The 17,026-nt window shown below is 62.3% G+C and carries 17 protein-coding genes; 6 read left to right on the top strand and 11 right to left on the bottom strand.

Annotated elements, in window-relative coordinates:
* Together KBY72_RS11855 and KBY72_RS11850 are read right to left on the bottom strand one after the other, a co-directional pair.
* The coding region (locus KBY72_RS11855; RefSeq protein WP_254993678.1) for a cyclic nucleotide-binding domain-containing protein at positions 1–1,406 on the bottom strand (1,406 nt) is incomplete at its 3' end.
* A 5-nt stretch (positions 1,407–1,411) separates the two neighbouring features.
* Positions 1,412–2,182 carry a peptidylprolyl isomerase gene (locus KBY72_RS11850; protein WP_254993677.1) on the bottom strand — a complete coding sequence of 257 codons (771 nt, stop codon included), beginning with the start codon at positions 2,180–2,182 and terminating at the stop codon, positions 1,412–1,414.
* A gap of 255 nt (positions 2,183–2,437) precedes the next feature.
* Between KBY72_RS11850 and KBY72_RS11845 the strand changes: the two genes are divergently transcribed.
* Positions 2,438–3,094, top strand: coding sequence for a 7-carboxy-7-deazaguanine synthase QueE (locus tag KBY72_RS11845; protein WP_254993676.1), 657 nt, complete (start codon positions 2,438–2,440; stop codon positions 3,092–3,094).
* Here KBY72_RS11845 and KBY72_RS11840 read toward each other — a convergent pair whose 3' ends face one another.
* Positions 3,095–3,613, bottom strand: a complete 519-nt coding sequence (locus KBY72_RS11840; protein ID WP_254993675.1) for an ecotin family protein — start codon at positions 3,611–3,613, stop codon at positions 3,095–3,097.
* Between the two features lie 123 nt (positions 3,614–3,736).
* Here KBY72_RS11840 and queC point away from each other — a divergent pair, with 123 nt between their 5' ends.
* Genes queC through KBY72_RS11820 form a run of 4 tightly spaced genes read left to right on the top strand, consistent with a single transcriptional unit; the run spans position 3,737 to position 8,118 of the window.
* Positions 3,737–4,393 (top strand): 7-cyano-7-deazaguanine synthase QueC, encoded by a 657-nt coding sequence (queC, locus tag KBY72_RS11835; RefSeq protein ID WP_254993680.1) that lies wholly within the window; start codon positions 3,737–3,739, stop codon positions 4,391–4,393.
* Positions 4,390–5,727 (top strand): anthranilate synthase component I family protein, encoded by a 1,338-nt coding sequence (locus KBY72_RS11830; RefSeq protein ID WP_254993674.1) that lies wholly within the window; start codon positions 4,390–4,392, stop codon positions 5,725–5,727. Before queC ends, KBY72_RS11830 begins: the two co-directional genes overlap by 4 nt.
* Positions 5,724–6,590: an aminotransferase class IV gene (locus KBY72_RS11825; RefSeq protein WP_254993673.1), complete on the top strand. Its 867-nt coding sequence runs from the start codon at positions 5,724–5,726 to the stop codon at positions 6,588–6,590. The genes KBY72_RS11830 and KBY72_RS11825 overlap by 4 nt, the downstream gene beginning before the upstream one ends.
* A 7-nt stretch (positions 6,591–6,597) precedes the next feature.
* Positions 6,598–8,118 (top strand): APC family permease, encoded by a 1,521-nt coding sequence (locus KBY72_RS11820; RefSeq protein ID WP_254993671.1) that lies wholly within the window; start codon positions 6,598–6,600, stop codon positions 8,116–8,118.
* Here KBY72_RS11820 and KBY72_RS11815 read toward each other — a convergent pair.
* The 6 genes from KBY72_RS11815 to urtA all read right to left on the bottom strand — a co-directional run bounded on the left by KBY72_RS11815 (position 8,088) and on the right by urtA (position 13,817).
* Positions 8,088–8,561 carry a hypothetical protein gene (locus KBY72_RS11815; RefSeq protein WP_254962176.1) on the bottom strand — a complete coding sequence of 158 codons (474 nt, stop codon included), beginning with the start codon at positions 8,559–8,561 and terminating at the stop codon, positions 8,088–8,090. The two genes, KBY72_RS11820 and KBY72_RS11815, sit on opposite strands and share 31 nt — an antisense overlap.
* Positions 8,562–8,599: 38 nt before the next feature.
* On the bottom strand, positions 8,600–9,352 hold the full coding sequence (urtE, locus tag KBY72_RS11810) for an urea ABC transporter ATP-binding subunit UrtE (RefSeq protein WP_254993669.1): 753 nt from the start codon (positions 9,350–9,352) through the stop codon (positions 8,600–8,602).
* On the bottom strand, positions 9,349–10,098 hold the full coding sequence (urtD, locus tag KBY72_RS11805; RefSeq protein WP_254962184.1) for an urea ABC transporter ATP-binding protein UrtD: 750 nt from the start codon (positions 10,096–10,098) through the stop codon (positions 9,349–9,351). Before urtD ends, urtE begins: the two co-directional genes overlap by 4 nt.
* Before the next feature lie 20 nt (positions 10,099–10,118).
* The gene (urtC, locus tag KBY72_RS11800; protein WP_254962178.1) at positions 10,119–11,261 is read right to left on the bottom strand and encodes an urea ABC transporter permease subunit UrtC; all 1,143 of its coding nucleotides are present in this window, start codon (positions 11,259–11,261) and stop codon (positions 10,119–10,121) included.
* 3 nt (positions 11,262–11,264) lie between these two features.
* Entirely contained in the window at positions 11,265–12,422 is a 1,158-nt protein-coding gene (locus KBY72_RS11795) for an ABC transporter permease (RefSeq protein ID WP_254962179.1), read from the bottom strand.
* Positions 12,423–12,521: 99 nt separating this feature from the next.
* Positions 12,522–13,817 (bottom strand): urea ABC transporter substrate-binding protein, encoded by a 1,296-nt coding sequence (urtA, locus tag KBY72_RS11790; RefSeq protein WP_254993667.1) that lies wholly within the window; start codon positions 13,815–13,817, stop codon positions 12,522–12,524.
* A 448-nt stretch (positions 13,818–14,265) separates the two neighbouring features.
* Here urtA and KBY72_RS14460 point away from each other — a divergent pair, with 448 nt between their 5' ends.
* Positions 14,266–15,489, top strand: a complete 1,224-nt coding sequence (locus KBY72_RS14460; protein WP_254962181.1) for a GGDEF domain-containing protein — start codon at positions 14,266–14,268, stop codon at positions 15,487–15,489.
* A gap of 6 nt (positions 15,490–15,495) precedes the next feature.
* On the opposite strand, the gene KBY72_RS11780 is transcribed toward KBY72_RS14460, so the two are convergent.
* A complete protein-coding gene (locus KBY72_RS11780; protein ID WP_409995497.1) occupies positions 15,496–16,464 on the bottom strand; it encodes an ABC transporter substrate-binding protein in 969 nt (322 codons plus the stop codon).
* A gap of 102 nt (positions 16,465–16,566) precedes the next feature.
* Positions 16,567–17,026, bottom strand: a 460-nt coding sequence (gene ureG / locus KBY72_RS11775) for an urease accessory protein UreG (RefSeq protein ID WP_254993666.1), incomplete at its 5' end; no start/stop codon positions are given.

Here is a 17,026-nt window from a genome sequence, read left to right as displayed (position 1 = left end):
GTCACCACCACCAGGGCAAAGCCCAGCACCTGCAAGGTATCGAGGCTGCGCTGGTTGATCACCTTGTCGATGATCACCTGAATCAGCAGGGGGTTGGCCAGGCTGAACAGCTGCACCACAAAGGAGGCGATCAGCACCTGGGTGAGGATGCCGCGGTAACGCTGCAGAGCTGGCCAGAACCAGGCAAAACCAAAGCGCTGCTCGGGGGTGGCAGAACTGCGCTCAAGCAGCAGCACATCGATGCCATCGGGAAAGGCCTCGGGAAGCTGGTCGGGGGAGAGCTCCACCCAACCCTGCCGCGGGGAGGCCAGCAGCAAACCGCGGGCATTGGCGCCCCGAACCACAGCGAAACCTCCCTGCCAGGGGATCAGGGCTGGGGTCTGCAGGCGAGTGCCCTGGTTGGCAGGCACCCGCACGCCGCTTACGTGCAAACCCATCATCGCGGCGAGATTGCCGCAGAGCTGCAGGTCCGGCGTCTGGCCGCGGCGCAACACATCGCGCAAGATCTTCTCGATAGCGTCGCGGCGGAAGGGCAGCTTGAGCTCCGCCGCCAACATCTGGAAACAGGCGAGGGTTTCCTCAAGGGGACCATTGCCGCGCAGTAGCTGCAGGGCCGTACGATCCCGCTGGCCTAGATCAAGGGCTGAAGCCAAAGGCGGATTGGAGCCGCCAGGTTGGCCGGAGCTGCCAGAGCCCTCCGGCATTAGCTCGGCTTCCAGCACTGGAGCTACCGGCGCCAGCAGCTCCGCAGGCAGGGCGATCAGGCGTGGCGCTAGTGGTGGGGAGGCGGCAGGCACACCCTGGCGGGGATTAATCGCTGCCCCGAGGGGGTGATCGATCAGGTTGTGGCTAGCGGCCAGCAAGCTGAACTCAATCGGCAGGGCGGCTAGGACCGCAGGCTCAGGCGGAACCAGTCGGGCCTGGGGGCGGGCCTGATCCAGCAACTCCTGGAGCGAAGTGCCTGCCTGGGGGTGCTGCTCAAGCAGCAGGGCCAGTAGGGCTGCTAGTTCAGCGGTGAATAGATGGGAGCTACACCACTGGGCGAAGGAGGGTTCGCTGGTCAGCAGCTCCAGGATCATGGAATCGGCCAGCACCAGGGCCTCCACTTCAGAGCCCGCGCTCACCTCCTCACAGGGAGCAGCTCGCAACAGGGAGGCCAGGCCCACAAAGCTGCCCGGTCCCAGCTTTTCTGCGGTGCGCAAGCGGCCCTGGTCCCGCACCAGCAAGCGAGCTGTGCCGGATTGGATCAGCAGGATCTCAGAGGGAATCAAGCCCCCAAGGCAAAGGGGATCACCAACAGCAAACCGACGCAGGCTGAGCTGCTGCTGCAAACGCTCGGCGTTGGCGTGCGACAACCCGGCAAAGGCGGGATGGGCGGGCAGCTGCAAAGGGGCGGAATCGTCCATGGCATTCATGATGAGCCTGGGCTGGCGTTCTGGCCCGCATCGCCGGACACGGCCAACTCCATCAGGGGTCGCAGATCGGCAAGACGTCGTTCAACTTGCTCTGAGATCCACTGCTCGAACAGCTCTTGAGCCATGCGGGCGGCGGTGGCCTCGTCGAAGGTGGCGGAAGTGAGGCTTTCGAGCCGCACCACCAGCCACCAGGATTCGATTTGGAAGGGCTCGAGCACTACGCCAGGGGGAGCGGTGCGCAGTCGATCTACCAAAGCAGGGTGGGCTTGGGTGAGGGGCACCGGGCCGACAATGCCGCGGGTTGCCTGCTCAGGTCCTTCCGCGTAGCGAGCGGCTAAATCGGCGAAGTTGGCATCGCCGTCATCAATGCGCAAGTAAAGCTCGCGGGCGAGACCACCATCGCGGAGGCGCAGCAGGCTGTAGACAACGCGATCTAGTTGATTCTTGCGCTGCAGAAAGCGAGCTTCCGCCTTGGCGGAGAAATCGCGATGGCATAGAAGCTGCAGCTGCAGGGGCTGTCGCATCTGCGCCTCGAGGGCAGCAGGGCTGAGCATGCGAGCTATCGCCCAAGCCTTGAGGGCCTCGGCGTCGCGGATTTGGTGCTGACGACAAAAAGCCTGCCTGGCCGCATCTATTTGCTCATCGCTTAGTGCAACATCGCTAGCCGCAAAGGCCAGCAGATTGGCTCGCACATAGGGCTCAAGCAAACCGAGACGGGCCAAGTCTTCGAATGAAACCGCGAGACTCTCTTGAGACTCAACCGACATAAATAAGCCTGTCTTTGAGAGATTTACAAAGAATAAAACATTTGAACAAATTTGCGCAATCGCTCAAATTCCTCCAACACATGTCAATCATTTTATCAATATAATTTGATGGATTTGCCCCGTGCTGTCCAGTCCTGAATGCAAGCAGATGCAAATAAAACTCCATTAGCCCGGGCTTGCCTGCACGCAAGCACTCCAAACCAAACGGGACGCCAAGCGTTAGACCAATCTAGCAATTCCATTCTCCTCAGCCCGGTGCCCCAGCCCCTGGCCGCCGATTCGCTGCCAGCAACTGCCCTGCCAGTAGTGGAAACCTTCCGCTCTCTCCAGGGTGAAGGCCTGCACTCCGGCCGCAGCGCTTTCTTCATCCGCCTGGGGGGCTGCGCGGTGGCCTGCCCCTGGTGCGACACCAAACACTCCTGGCCTGCCGATCTGCACCCCCAGCGCCCCCTGGCTGAGCTGGCTGGCGAAGCCGAGGCCGCCGCCGAAGCCGGTGCCGCTTTTGTTGTGATCACCGGCGGTGAACCGCTGCATCACAACCTGGGCTTGCTCTGCGAGGCCCTGGAGCCCTCGGGCCTGCCCCTGCACCTGGAAACCAGCGGCGTGGATGAGCTCAGCGGCCGCTTCGCCTGGATCACCCTTTCGCCTAAGCGCCACCGCCCTCCCAGCACCGAGCTGCTTGCCGCCTGCCAGGAGCTCAAGGTGGTGGTGCACGAGGCCGCCGATCTGGCCTTTGCCGCAGCCATGGCCGTCCAAGCCCGGGAGGCGCGCGGCGGGAGTCCTGGCCCCGAGCTGCTGCTGCAACCAGGCTGGGACTCCCCAGCCGGCCAGGCCCTGGCGATCGATTACGTGCGCCGCAACCCCCAATGGCGGCTCAGCCTGCAGAGCCACAAGTTGCTGGGATTGCGCTGATCACTGCAGCTGCGCCGGGCGCTCCTGGCTTTCCGCCTTCCACAGCCGCCAGCGCAGCTCCAGCGGCCGAGGGGCATCGACCACGATCGGGCGGCTGGCGTTGTAGGGCACCACAAACGCCTTACCGGCCATCGGCACAAAGCCGAGGCGCCTCGGCTGGTCCGCCGGACAGGCCATGCGGGTGGAGGCCAACTGCCCCACATCCGTGACCCGATAGATCACCGGGCCACCCTTCTGGGCGGGTTTCACGGCGCGGAGCTTGCCGCCGAACATCTGGCGATTGCAATCCAGTTGCACCATCTGTCCCACCAACAACTGCACTCGCCAGTCGGCGGAGTTTGCCGACATGGTGGAATCGGGGTTGAGGGGCAGCACCCCCGGCAGCTGAATCACCCAGCGCCGGTCGCCGGCAGCGACTTTCGGGTAACTGGAAAGATCCAGCCGCGGAACCGCCGAGACGGGCGCCGCTGCGAGCAGCAAAACAAGCGCCGCGTTCTTGATGCCCCTGGCGAAATTCATATCCACAAATGCGCTGTTATGGCCATCGTGGCGGCCGCAAGCGGCGCTGGCATTGGGGAAGATGTACTTCTGTACAAGTGCCTCAACGCCATCGCCAGCCCAGTAGCCGTGTCTGCCGCAACCATGCCCGCCCCACCCCTCGCCATCGCCCTGCTCTCCGGCGGCCTGGATTCAGCTACCGCCGCGGCCCTGGCAATCGAAGCCGGTTATCAGGTGATCGGGCTGTCGCTTGATTACGGCCAGCGCCATCGCCGCGAACTGCAAGCCGCGGCCGAACTGGCACCGCTCCTGGGGCTGGCTGAACACCACACCATCGCCGTCAACCTGGCCGCCTGGGGTGGCTCCGCCCTCACCGACACCGCCATCGCCGTGCCCAGCGCCGGGGTTGAGGCGGGCGTGATCCCGAGCACCTATGTGCCGGGACGCAACACCGTGTTCATCGCCCTGGCGCTGAGCCTGGCTGAGGCCCGCGGCGCCCAGAAGCTGGTGCTGGGCGTGAATGCTGTCGACTACTCCGGCTACCCCGACTGCCGTCCCGACTACCTCGAAGCCTTCCAGACCCTGGCTGAGCTGGCGAGCAAGGCCGGCCGCGAAGGCCACGCCGCCCAGCTCTGGGCACCCCTGGTGACCTGGAGCAAAACCCGGATCGTGCAAGAGGCCCGGCGGCTCGGAGTGCCGATCGAGCGCACCTGGAGCTGCTACGAGGGCGGCAAGCAGCCCTGCGGCGTGTGCGACAGCTGCCGCATCCGCGATGCCGCCCTGCTGGCAGCCGGGGTATGAGCCCGCCCCGCCACCGCGAGATCCTGCATCACCCCCTGCCCTGGCGGGATCCCTGGCCCCTGGTGCAAGCCCTGGCGGCCGAGCTGGGGAGGGAAGGTCTGGTGTGGCTCGATAGCGATGGCAGCGCCCAGGGCCCCTGCAGCCGCCTCGGCCTGGCGCCCCTGGAGCAGCGCATCTGCCGCGGCCTACCGGGGGAGACCGGAGCCAGTGATCCCTTTGCGCTGCTGGCCGATCTGGCCGCTGGCGGCGGCCATTGGATGGGCTGGCTCAGCTACGAAGCCGGGGCCTGGGTGGAGCCGGCACCCCATTGGCAGTCGCCCGACATGGCCCTGCTCTGGGCCGCCCGCCACGACCCGGTGCTGGTGTTTGACCATGGCAGCCAGCAGCAGTGGCTGGAGGGTCAAGATCCAGCGCGGCTAACCAGCTTCGCTGCCCTGTTGGAGCGGCTTGATCTAGGCACCGAGCCAGGGAGCCAAGCCCCGGCCGCGATCGCGCCAGCCTCCTGGCACTGGCACACCCCACCGGAGCGCTTTGCCGCCCAGGTGGAGCAAGTGTTGGCCTGGATCGCCGCCGGCGATCTTTTCCAAGCCAATCTCACCGCCTGCTGCGAGCACTCCTTAACGAGCCCCGCCGATCCCCTTGGCCTTTACGGCCGCCTGCGCGAGCTATGCGCCGCCCCCTTTGCTGGCCTGGCGATCGCCGGCGGGGCGGCGGCGGGGGAGGCGGTGCTGTCGGCCTCGCCGGAGCGGTTCCTGCGGGTGGGGGAGAGCGGGCAGGTGGAAACCAGGCCGATCAAGGGCACCCGGCCGCGCCATGGCGATGCCGACGCCGATGCCGACGCCGCCGCCGACCTGGTGACCAGCCCCAAGGACCGGGCCGAGAACGTGATGATCGTCGACATACTGCGCAACGACCTGGGCCGGGTGTGCAAGCCAGGCTCGATCCAGGTGTCCCAGCTGGTAGGGCTGGAGAGCTACCGCCAAGTGCACCACCTCACCTCCGTGGTGCGGGGCCAGCTGGAGCCGGGATTCGACACGATTGACCTGCTGCGGGCCTGCTGGCCAGGCGGTTCGATCACCGGCGCACCCAAGATCCGCGCCTGCCAGCGCCTGCATGGCCTCGAGCCGGTGCCCCGGGGGCCCTACTGCGGCTCCCTATTTAGGATTGGCAGCGACGGCCAGTTCGACAGCAACATCCTGATCCGCTCGCTGCTGCTGCGCGGCCAGCGCCTACGGGCCCACGCCGGCTGCGGCATCGTGGCCGACTCCGACCCCGCCGCCGAAGCCGAGGAGTTGGGCTGGAAACTGCAGCCGCTGCTGGAGGCCCTGGCATGAGCGCCCCGATCGCCTGGCTGGGCGACGGCTCGGGGCAGGGGCGCTGGGGGACGCCCCAGACCCTGACCCTGCCGATCAGCGATCGGGGCCTGCTGCTGGCCGATGGCCTGTTTGAAACCCTGCTGGTGGAGGCAGGTCACGCCTGGCTGCTGGAGGAACACCTGGGCCGCTGGCAGAGCTCGGCGGCGCTGCTGGGGCTACCGCCACCGCCAGGAACGGCGACCGTGCAGCCCCTGATCGCCGCAGCGATCGAGCGCAGCGGCATCGGCACGGCCCTGGGCAGCAGCGGCGCCCTGCGACTCAACTGGAGCCGCGGCAGCGGTGCACGGGGCATCGACCCGCCCAGCAACTGCAGCCCCAGCTTCTGGCTGCAGCTCAGTGCCGTCAAACCGTGTTTCGAGCCGGTGCGAGTGATCGTTAGTGCCACTGAAACCCGCAGCGCCACCAGCCTGCTGAGCCGCTGCAAGAGCTTCGCCTACGGGGCCTCGATCCAGGCCCGCCGCCAGGCCCTGGAGGCGGGCGCCGACGACGCCCTGCTGGCCAGCTCCGCCGGCGGCCTCTGCTGCGGCACCAGCGCCAACCTGCTGGTGTGCCGCGGGGGCTCCTGGATCACCCCGCCCCTAAGCAGCGGCTGCCTGCCGGGGGTGATGCGGCAGCGGAGTCTGGATCGGGGCCTGATCACTGAAGCCCCGGTCAACGAGCAAGATCTAGCCAGCTGCGAGGCGGCCTGGTTGATCAACAGCCTGGGCTGCCGGCCGATCAGCCACCTGGGCGCCCTGCCGATAACCAACCCCGCTCCATCTGGCGGCGGCAGCCAGGAGGCGGAGACGTTCTGGCGACAGCTCCTGCAGGCCAGCCCATGACCCGGCGATGACCACCTCCGAACTCTCTCGCCAGCTGGGGCTGCGCAGCCTCACCCTGGCCGTGGTGACGAGCACTATCGGCTCAGGCTGGCTGTTTGCCCCCTTTTACGCCGCCCGCAGTGCCGGCCCAGCAGCCCTCGGCGCCTGGCTACTGGGCGGAATGTTTGCCTTCAGCCTGGCCCTGGTATTTGCCGAACTGGGCTCCCTGGTGAGCAGTTCCGGCGCCCTGGCCCAGATCCCCCTGCTCAGTCACGGCCGCACCGCCGGCTTCATCGGCGGCTGGAGCGCCTGGATCGCCTACCTGGCCCTGCCCACCATCGAGGTGCTGGCGGTGATGCAATACCTGGCCAGCAGCTTCCCCTGGCTGACGGCCGATGGGGGCAGCGGCCAGGTGCTCAGCGGTCCGGGCCTAGCCCTGGCCACGGCCCTGCTGGCATTGCTGGCCTGGATCAACCTGTCAGGGGTGGGCTGGCTAGCCCGCTGGATCGACGGGCTCACCGCCTGGAAACTGGCCGTACCCCTGGTGATCTCGGTCACGCTGATGCTGGCTTCGGGCCACTGGAGCAATCTCGCCGCCAGTCGCCTACCCCCGGGCGAAACCCTGCAGGGCATGGTGACGGCAATCAGCAGCGGCGGGATTTTGTTTTCGCTGCTGGGCTTTCGCACCGCCATGGATCTGGCCGGCGAAACCCGCCGTCCCCAGCGCACCGTGCCCCTGGCCATGGCCCTTGGTCTGGCCATCTCCCTTGGCATCTACCTAATCCTGCAGCTGGCCTTCCTGGTATCCATCCCCCCCGACCAGCTGGCTGGCGGCTGGGCCCGGCTTGAGCTCACCGCCCACGGCGGACCCCTGGTGGCCCTGGCCATGGGCCTGGGCCTGGGCTGGGTGGCGCGGTTGCTGCTGCTAGATGCGGTGATCTCCCCGAGCGCCACGGCCATGGCCTACATGGGCGCCTCGGCGCGGGTGAGCTGGATGATGGGGCGCTGCGGGCTGCTGCCCAGCAGCTTTGGGCGGCTCAACCGCCAGGCGGTGCCCTCAGTCGCCCTATTAGTGAGCCTGGCGATGGGGGTGTTGATGCTGCTCAGCGGCCCCAGCTGGCAAACCGTGGTGAGCTTCCTCACCGCCACCTTGGTGATCGCCCTGGCCATGGGCCCGGTAAGCCTGGTAGCCCTGCGCCGGCAGTTGCCCGATGCCCAGCGGGCCTACCGATTGCCCTGGGCCGGTGTCTGGTGCAGCTCAGCCTTCGTGCTGGCCACCTGGGCGATCAGCTGGTGCGGCACCAGCTCGCTGCGAGGAGCCAGCCTGATCGTGCTGGTGCCGACCGGGCTGTTTGCCCTGGCCGATCGCCAGCACCTACGCCATGGACTTTGGTGGTTTCTGTACCTCGGCGGCATCGTGGCCATCACCTGCGTGCCGCTGGGCCTATTAGCCCAGCTGGCTGCGCTAGCTATCTGGGCCCTGGTGGTATTTCCGATCGCCACCAGCTCCCGCCTACCTCAGTTGCAACCCATGGTGGAAATGCGATAGGTGAAACCAGTGGCCGCCTGGTCTGCGCTGGCACCAATCTTGAAGTTGAGCTGGCTCACGGTTTTGCCGGAAATGGCGGGGAAGGGGCCCCACATGCGGCCGGTACCCATCTGGGGTGCAAACGACTCATTTATCACCTGCAAGCTGGAACCGTCAGTGAACTTGAGATAGCCCTGGATGGGGTAGGTGGCACTCACCGAGGAGTTGGCGGTGAAGAAGAACTTGTAGCTGCCGTAGGGCTGAGTGACGAAGAAATCGGTGTTCCAGTTGGGGCGGCCAAAGGGATTGCCTGCACCAATCGTTTTGGTGACGACGTTGGTGGTGCCATCGCCACCCACTGGCGCTAGGAACTGGCAGGTTTGGGCCTGAACTGGAGCCAAACCGGCAACCAGGGTGGTGCTGCACATACCGGCCGCGAAGACCGCCACAAGGGAAGGGCGCATCGAATTTCTAGCTGACTTTGATCAGCTTATTTTTAGCCTCAAACGCTCAAGAAGCGCTGGATCATCTCCGAGCTGAGATCGGCCGTGGCGCCACTGGCCACGATGCCGCCCTTCTGCATGGCGTAATAACAGTCGGATTGGCGCACAAAACTGGCGTGATGCTCCACCAGCAACACCGAGATGCCAGTCTCTCGAATGATGCGGCTCACGGCCCGCTGGATGTCGAGCACCACCGAGGGCTGAATGCCCTCCGTGGGTTCATCGAGCAGCAGCAGACGGGGCTTGCCAAGCAGGGCCCGGGCGATGGCCAGCTGCTGCTGTTGACCACCGGAGAGGTCGCCGCCACGGCGAGCCAGAAACTTCTCCAGCACAGGGAATAGCTCAAACACCAGCGGGTCGATATGGCGATGGCGACCCATACCCCCCGGCAGGGCTTCCAGACCCAGCAGCAGGTTTTCGCGCACGCTGAGCTGGGGAATGATTTCCCGCCCTTGGGGCACATAGCCAATGCCCGCCCCGGCGCGGCGGTGGGGGGCCAGGCCGCCGCAGTCGCTGCCTGCCAGCTCAATGCAACCGCTGCGCTGGGGCACCAGGCCGATGATCGACTTGAGCAGGGTGGTTTTGCCAACTCCATTGAGCCCGATCAGGCAGGCCATCTGACCTGGCGCGACCGATAGATCGACGTTGCGGAGAATATGGCTCTCCCCGTAATAGACGTTGAGCCCGCGCACGCTTAGCAAGCGGCTGGCCTCGCCCTGGGGTGGGGTTGTCATGGTGGCAGAAGCAGTCATACGTCGTCCTCAACACCGAGATAAACCTCGATCACGCGGGGATCGCTCTGCACCTTCTCCATCGTGCCCTCACAGAGCACGTGACCCTCATGCAGCACGGTTACAGGGCAATCGAGCTCTCGAATGAAATCCATGTCGTGTTCGATCACCAGCACGGTGTGGTCGCCCGCAAGGCTGCGCAGCAAAGCACCGGTGCGCTCGGTCTCCTCCTCGGAAAGGCCGGCCACCGGCTCATCCACCAGCAGCACATAAGGGTCTTGGGCCAGCAACATGGCGATCTCAAGCCACTGCTTCTGCCCGTGGGAAAGGCTGCCGGCCCGCCGGGAGGCATGCACCTCGAGGCCAACCACCGCCAGCAACTCTTGGACCCGCTGGCGCTGACGGCTATCGAGGCTGCCAAATAGCAGCTTGAAGGGTGAGTGGCTGCCCTTAACAGCCAGCTCAAGATTGCGGCGAGGGCTGAGGTTTTGGTAGACGCGCGGGGTCTGAAATTTGCGACCAATCCCCAGCCGAGCGATGCGGTGCTCAGCGATGCCTAGCAACGAGCGCCCCCGAAACACCACGTCGCCTTTGGTGGGGCGCACCTTGCCTGTGATCACATCAAGGAAGGTGGTTTTGCCCGCACCATTCGGGCCGATCACAGCCCGCAGCTCGCCGGGTGCCAGGGAGAGGTTGAGATCGTTGAGGGCCCAAAAACCATCGAAGCTGACGCTGACACCGCGTAGCTCCAGCAACGGGGCGACCAAAGGGGCGGCAGTAGACGAAGTCATGGGGCACCTCCGGGAGGCAGATCGGACCTAAAGGCCTGGCGCTCCGCCTGCGCCGCGGGGTCGAGATCCAAGCCTGGATAAGTGGGCGCCAATGCTGGCCAGCCAACCATGGCCTGGATATGGCGCGGGCCACCCTGACGCCACCAGCCCACCAAGCCATCAGGCAGCGCCGTGACCACCAATAGGAACAAACCACCCTGGATAAACAGCCAGGTTTCCGGCAGTTGTTCACTCACCAGGCTCTTGGCGTAGTTGATCAGAACGGCACCAAGCACGGCTCCGATCAAGGTGCCGCGGCCCCCCACCGCCACCCAGATCACCATCTCAATAGAGAAAGGTACTGCCATGTATTGGGGCGACACAATGCCGGACTGCACGGTGTAGAGGGCACCGCTAACGCCAGCCATGGCACCGGCAATGGCAAACACCAGGGTTTTGTAAGCCGTGGGGTTGTAGCCGGTGAAGCGCAAGCGCGGCTCGTCATCGCGGATGGCGATCAAGGCATCGCCGAAGCGACCACGGGTGAGCCAGCGGCAGAGCAACCACGCAGCCATCACCAACACCACAGTGAGCCAGAAAAGGTTGCGCTGCATGGCATCACTGCCCACCAGCTCCCCAAAGATCCGGGCGGTATCAGTTTTGAGGCCATTGGTGCCATTAATCAGCTTTTGCTGGCCATTAAAAAAGTTGAAAAAGACCAGCAGGGCCGCCTGGGTAAGAATCGAAAAGTAGACCCCCTTGATGCGGTTGCGAAAAACTAAATAACCAAGCACACCAGCCACCAAGGCAGGCAACACCCAAATACACAAGCCCGTAAACACAAAAGACTGAAATGGCTGCCAAAAAACAGGGAGTTGCTTAACTCCATAAAGCCCGAAAAACTCAGGCAACTCCCCAGGCGCCAGAGATAAGAGCTGCAAATGCATGCCAATGGCATAGCCACCTAGGGCAAAGAAGATGCCCTGACCCAGGCTCAGCATGCCAGTAAAACCCCAGATCAGATCTATACCCAGGGCTACGATTCCCAGGGACAAAAACCGCCCCAGCAGGTTGAGCCGGAACGGCGGCAAGATCGCCGGCAAGATCAACGCTGCTGCCACAAGCAGCAGCCACGGCAACCAGGTGCGCAATTTCGCCATGGCTCAGGCCTCCACCAGCCGTCCCTTCTGCGGGAACAGGCCAGCGGGCCTGAACTGCAGGAACAGGACGATCAGAGCAAACACGAGCACCTTTGCCATCGAGGTGGTGGCAAAAAATGTGATCAGCTCATTTAGCCCGGCTGGCATAGCTGGCCAGAGCAGCAGTAGGGAGCCGGAGCCGATCACATAGCTGAGAACTCCAATACCCAGGGCCGCTACAACCGTGCCGAGAAGTTTGCCAACCCCACCCAAAACCACCACCATGAAGCAGTCAACGATGTAGTTACCGCCGAGGTTTGGGCCCACCGAGCCAAGCAAAGTCACAGCCACTCCAGCCACTCCAGCCAAGCCCGATCCCACCAAAAAGGTGAGCGCATCGACGGTTTCGGTAGGAATCCCCAGGCAGTCGCTCATCGAGCGGTTTTGGGTAACGGCCCGGATGCGAATCCCCCAGACGCTCTTCTGAAGGAACCAATGCACCGCCACCAGGGCAATCGCCGTAAGAGCAACAATGAACAGGCGTGCCGTTGGCATATTGACACCGCCAAAATCAACCGAACCCCGCAACCAGAGGGGAGCAGTGACGTCTAGGTTACGAGCGCTAAACCAGGGCTGATCCAGCACCCGAACGCCACCTAGCCCGGTAGCCAAGATGATGCCAATTAGGCCGGAAATTACCCAGCTAGCCACTGCAAGCAATGGGGTCCAGCGCCGTTGAGCCCAGGAGCTGGGCCACAGCCGTGGTGCTACCAGCCCCAGAGCCACGGCCACCACAAGGCCCACAACAAAGGCACTGCTCACCGAGCGCACAAATTGCTGCAAAATCAGGCTTACCCCCCAGGTTGCCAAGAGAGTTTCCAACGGCCTGCCATATAGGCGCCGAATCACGGTTTTTTCCAGCAGCAAGCCAGCTAAACCACTCACTAAAAAAGCAAGCGGTATCGCCACCAAAATGTAGATAGGGAAAAGACCCTCCAGAGGGCCATTTTTAAATAGGTTTTGCACCACGAAGGTGGTGTAAGCCCCGAGCATCATCAACTCGCCGTGGGCCATGTTGATGACCCCCATCAAGCCAAAGACTACGGCCAAGCCAAGGGCGGCCAGCACCAGCACCGAACCGATGGCTAAGCCATTGAAGAGTGTGTCGTAAAGAAGATCCATGGCGCCCAACAGGGCTCGGCAAGGGAAAGAAAAATAAAAACGAAGTGAAAAGGGGGAGCTAAGCTCCCCCGACCTGAAGTCAACAGGAAAGCTGAAGGCTCACATCTTGAACTTGCCAGCGTCAGGACGATCCTGGGTCCAATCGCAGGTGTAACCCTTGGTTTCGGGAACAAACTGGTTCCAGGCAATCGGCTTGAGAACTCCCTTGTTCTCGATGATCTTGAACATGCCGTCCTTTTGGACCTCACCAATCATCACCAGCTCGGTGGTGTGGTGATTGGGCTGCACCTCGATCTTGCCCTGGGGGGCATCGAAAGTCACACCGATTAGCGCCTTACGCACTGCGTTGTCGTCAACGCTGTTGGCCTTCTCAGCCCCAGCGGCCCAGAGGTACACCATGTTGTAGGCGGATTCAGCCGGGTCGTTGGTGACCCGATTCTCGCCGTACTTGGCCTTGAAATCAGTAGTGAACTTCTTGGAAGCGGGGGTATCGAGACTCTGGAAGAAGTTCCAGGCCGCATAGGTGCCTTCCAGATATTCGGGGCCGATTGCCGCAACCTCCTCCTCAGCAATTGAGAAGCTCATGATCGAGTAGCCATTGGCAGGGGTGATGCCAGCAGCCTTCATCTGCTTGAAGAAGGCGACGTTGCTGTCACCGTTCAGGGTGTTGACGATCACGCCACCCTTGGGCAGGGCCTGCTTGATCTTGGCAATGATCGGAGCCACCTCGGTGTTGCCAAGCGGCAGGTAGTCCTCACCCACCAGATTGCCGCCCTCAACCTTGAGCTGCTCCTTCATGATCGTGTTCGCGGTGCGCGGATACACGTAATCGGAGCCCACTAGGAAAAAGTCCTTGCCCTTGTTCTTGAGCAGCCAAGAGACAGCCGGCTCAGCCTGTTGGTTGGGGGTGGCACCGGTGTAGAAGATGTTCTGGGAGCACTCCTGACCTTCGTACTGGATCGGATAGAAGAGGAAGTGATCCTTGGCCTCAAACACAGGCAGCATCGCCTTGCGGCTAGCTGAGGTCCAGCCACCAAACACCACAGCCACCTGATCCTGATCGATCAGTTTTTTGGCTTTCTCAGCGAAGGTGGGCCAGTCAGAGGCACCATCCTCTTCGACGGGAACAATCTTCAGCTTCTTGCCATCGATGGTGATCCCGCCCTTGGCGTTGATCTCCTCGATCGCCATCAACTCGGCTTCCGCCACCGTGTTTTCGGAGATGGCCATGGTGCCGGAGCGGGAATGGAGGATCCCCACCTTCACTTCACCGTCAAAATCGCCAGAGGCTTTTTCGCCGCCGCCGCCGCAGGCCACCAGCGAAAGGCTGGCTGCCATCGCCGTCGCACCAGCGACATAACGCATGGTGGTTTTGCGCATCAGGGAAGACTTCATAAAAACTCCTACGGGAAACCGCTGAATGTCCCGCTGCTGTTTAGCGGTCAGTGGAAGGTATCCAGTTGTCACACGTTGGCCCTGTAGTGGTTGCTACGAATCTCGCAAAAGCCCTGCGACCTCGAAGGAATCCAGAAAGTCCCACAAAACAGCAGCAACAATCAGCCCCGGCGCCGTATCGCTCGACACCAATTACACAATGCCGAGATGGTCTCAGGGCTTGCTCAGCAAATGCTCACCAACTGAATTCGCCCACAACTCGCCTAACCCCAAACAATTTGATTCCTACCGAGTAGCATCGGATACTGAGATCGCCGACGGCGTGGGACTCCGAAGGCGGCTGTTTACAACCCAGGTCACTACTCTTGCTATCGTCTCTGTGGCGACTGTAGGCGGGTGGTTCCTTAGCGAATGGGTTAGCCAAAATGCCGGAGCCCAGGCCCGTGAAGTGGCCTTTGAGTCTGATGTCATAAGGCACCTCAGCTTTGAGATGCTCCAGTCTGTGCCGCACACGGCTCAGTACATGGTGCAAGGCGGGACAAGCGCGCTAAGCGATGAGCTGAACCATGACATCACGAAGCTCAAGAGCTTCCGCACCGCCCTCGATGAAAAGCTCACAACCCTGAGCCGGCTATCTAGAACCAACGCACTCCATCGGGAACTAGAGGCTATCCGGCTGCTCTCAGTCCAGGTGCAACGCAACCTGGAACAGACGGCTGCTGAAGTTAAAGAACTGCAAAAACAAAACAAACCACTTAGCCTAACATTGATACAACGAACAACTCAAGACCGAACAATTAGTGAGATTCGGCGACACGGCGAAGTCTTGGCAAATCTGTACAACGAAAAAGCCCAAAAGCTTGATGCTCTTAAAAAAGAGCAATATTCAGCACGTCTTTTGGGTATGGGCATCTGGATGGCTGGGCTTGTGCTGGGCTGGGTAGTGGGCTTGAGCTTTGCCTGGCGCACAGCCGATCGGATTCTTAAACCGTTGCTACAGCTAGATGAGCTGATGCTGAACCCTGATAAAAATATAGCCACAACCCTGCAAAGCCCCAGCTTCAGCAAAGCCCCCCGGGAAATCATTAGCCTCAGCGGCAGCTTCTACAAATTGGTCACTGAATCCCTATCACTGACAGCACAACTCAGGGACCTAGCCAACACGGATGGGCTCACCTCAGTAGGCAACCGACGCCGCTTCGACGAGGTTTTCAGCCAGGAGTGGAAGCGGGGCCTGCGTAGCGGCCAACCCTTGAGTTTACTTATGTTGGATGTGGACCATTTCAAGCTTTACAACGATAGCTACGGGCATGTTGAAGGAGACCTCTGCCTCGGGAAAGTTGCAGATGCGATAAAAAGCAAGGTGCTTCGCAGCACCGACCTTGTCTGCCGTGTAGGTGGCGAGGAATTCGCTATTCTGCTGCCGGAAACTGGGTTGACCGAAGCCTATCGACTGGCGGAAGCCATTATTAACGCCCTGGATTCCGCCTGCATCGACCATGAATCCAGCCCAGTTGCCAGCTGGGTTACGGCCAGCATTGGGGTCGCCAGTGGGATACCTCAACAGGGGACCAGTCAACGTCAGCTGATGGAAAAAGCCGACCAAGCTCTCTACCACCGCAAAAGCAATCTGGGGCGCCATGGTGTCACGGCCGCAGATACCTTGGCCTAGCTCGACCTAGCCCCCGGATTGCAGGGCCTGGCGCAGGACCGTGCCGTCAACCGGGGGGAGTGGTGATGCAGTAGGCACCAGACCCAGATAGGCCTGCACGTCACGGACTGTGCTGAGGTTGCGCTCTAGAACGCCGCCTTGCACAAAGAGGGGCTCCTGGTTGGCCAAAGAGAAAAACACCAAACCCTTCAACGAATCACGGAATCCCCGTTCGGTTACACCCTCCCGACGGGCCATGGTGGCGATCGCGGCGTCAGGGTTGGCAGCCGCCTCCTTGTGGGCAGCCTGCCAGACCCTCAAAAGCCGTGCCACTAAAGGCCGATTGGCCGAAAGGAACTCGGGATCAGCAACCAGAATGTCGAAAATCTGGCCAGGAATTTCACGGCTAGTGAATAGGGGGCGAACCTTACCTGTAGCAATTGCTTGGTCGGAAAAGGGTGGGAACAGGGCTGCCGCGGCAACTTCACCCCTGCCTAGAGCCTTCGGAATCGCCTCCAATGGCATCGGCCTCAGTTCCACATCCTCCAGGCCTAGACCATTGAGGGCTAGAGCGCGGCTGAGCACAAAAGGCCCCAGGGTCGACGGAGTGATGGCCACCGGGCGGGAGCGAAGCTGGGCAATAGAATTCAAAGACCGGTCAACAACCACCTGATCGGCGCCCCTGGATTCATCCAGCACCAGCACCACCACTGGGCAACGCTTCGGCGCCCGCTGACAGAGGTCGACTGCTTCAACGGTAGTCAGCTGGGCCAGCTTCAACTCTCCCCGCAGGTAAGCGTGGACAATATCTTGGGGATTCGTATAGTTTTTGAGGTCAAGCTTTAAGTCAAAACGCTGATCTATTTTACGGTCTTGGGCCAGCGGAAAATACTCATAGCCAGGGAATTTAGTGACCGGAACGGTAACAGTTGCAACCCCAGCCCCACAGCCCGCTGCACTCAGAAGCAGGGCAGATGAAGCAACCAGGCGCAGCAAATATCGGGGAAAGGCAGACACCGGAGAGATCAACACGCCGTAAATGGACCCGGGAAAGAAAGATACCTGATCTCGTTTCCCTTCAGCACATTACCAAAAAAATCAGGGCAGCTGGGCCCACAAAAAGTTTTCCACCGCCTCCAGTCCTTCGCCGCTGCGGATGTTGGTGAAGCACCAAGGGCGCCCAGGACGCATGCGTTCGGTGTCGGCTGCCATCACCTCGAGGCTGGCTCCCACCATGGGAGCCAGATCGATCTTGTTGATCACCAGCAGATCGGAGCGGGTGATACCCGGGCCGCCCTTGCGAGGGATTTTGTCGCCGGCGGCCACATCGATTACATAAATGCAGAGGTCCACGAGCTCGGGGCTGAAGCTGGCGGCCAGGTTGTCACCGCCGCTCTCCACCAGCACCAGATCCAGATCGGGGAAGGCCGCCTCCAGCTCGGCCACCGCCGCCCGGTTGATCGAACAGTCCTCGCGGATGGCGGTGTGGGGGCAGCCACCGGTTTCGACGCCGCGGATGCGCTCAGGCTCTAGGGCCCCAGCTCGGGTGAGGAACTGG

It is taken from the genome of Cyanobium sp. BA5m-21, assembly GCF_024346235.1.
Lineage (GTDB): Bacteria > Cyanobacteriota > Cyanobacteriia > PCC-6307 > Cyanobiaceae > Cyanobium_A > Cyanobium_A usitatum.
This window is presented reverse-complemented; position numbering and strand designations above follow the sequence as displayed.

Bases quoted from the DNA above. Each gene is read 5' to 3' on its own strand.
- urtE (WP_254993669.1), bottom strand. From the start codon at position 9,352: ATGACTGCTTCTGCCACCATGACAACCCCACCCCAGGGCGAGGCCAGC.
- KBY72_RS11830 (WP_254993674.1), top strand. From the start codon at position 4,390: ATGAGCCCGCCCCGCCACCGCGAGATCCTGCATCACCCCCTGCCCTGG.
- KBY72_RS11815 (WP_254962176.1), bottom strand. From the start codon at position 8,561: ATGCGCCCTTCCCTTGTGGCGGTCTTCGCGGCCGGTATGTGCAGCACC.
- KBY72_RS11840 (WP_254993675.1), bottom strand. From the start codon at position 3,613: ATGAATTTCGCCAGGGGCATCAAGAACGCGGCGCTTGTTTTGCTGCTC.
- queC (WP_254993680.1), top strand. From the start codon at position 3,737: ATGCCCGCCCCACCCCTCGCCATCGCCCTGCTCTCCGGCGGCCTGGAT.
- KBY72_RS11820 (WP_254993671.1), top strand. From the start codon at position 6,598: ATGACCACCTCCGAACTCTCTCGCCAGCTGGGGCTGCGCAGCCTCACC.
- urtC (WP_254962178.1), bottom strand. From the start codon at position 11,261: ATGGCGAAATTGCGCACCTGGTTGCCGTGGCTGCTGCTTGTGGCAGCA.
- urtA (WP_254993667.1), bottom strand. From the start codon at position 13,817: ATGAAGTCTTCCCTGATGCGCAAAACCACCATGCGTTATGTCGCTGGT.
- KBY72_RS11795 (WP_254962179.1), bottom strand. From the start codon at position 12,422: ATGGATCTTCTTTACGACACACTCTTCAATGGCTTAGCCATCGGTTCG.
- KBY72_RS11850 (WP_254993677.1), bottom strand. From the start codon at position 2,182: ATGTCGGTTGAGTCTCAAGAGAGTCTCGCGGTTTCATTCGAAGACTTG.
- KBY72_RS11825 (WP_254993673.1), top strand. From the start codon at position 5,724: ATGAGCGCCCCGATCGCCTGGCTGGGCGACGGCTCGGGGCAGGGGCGC.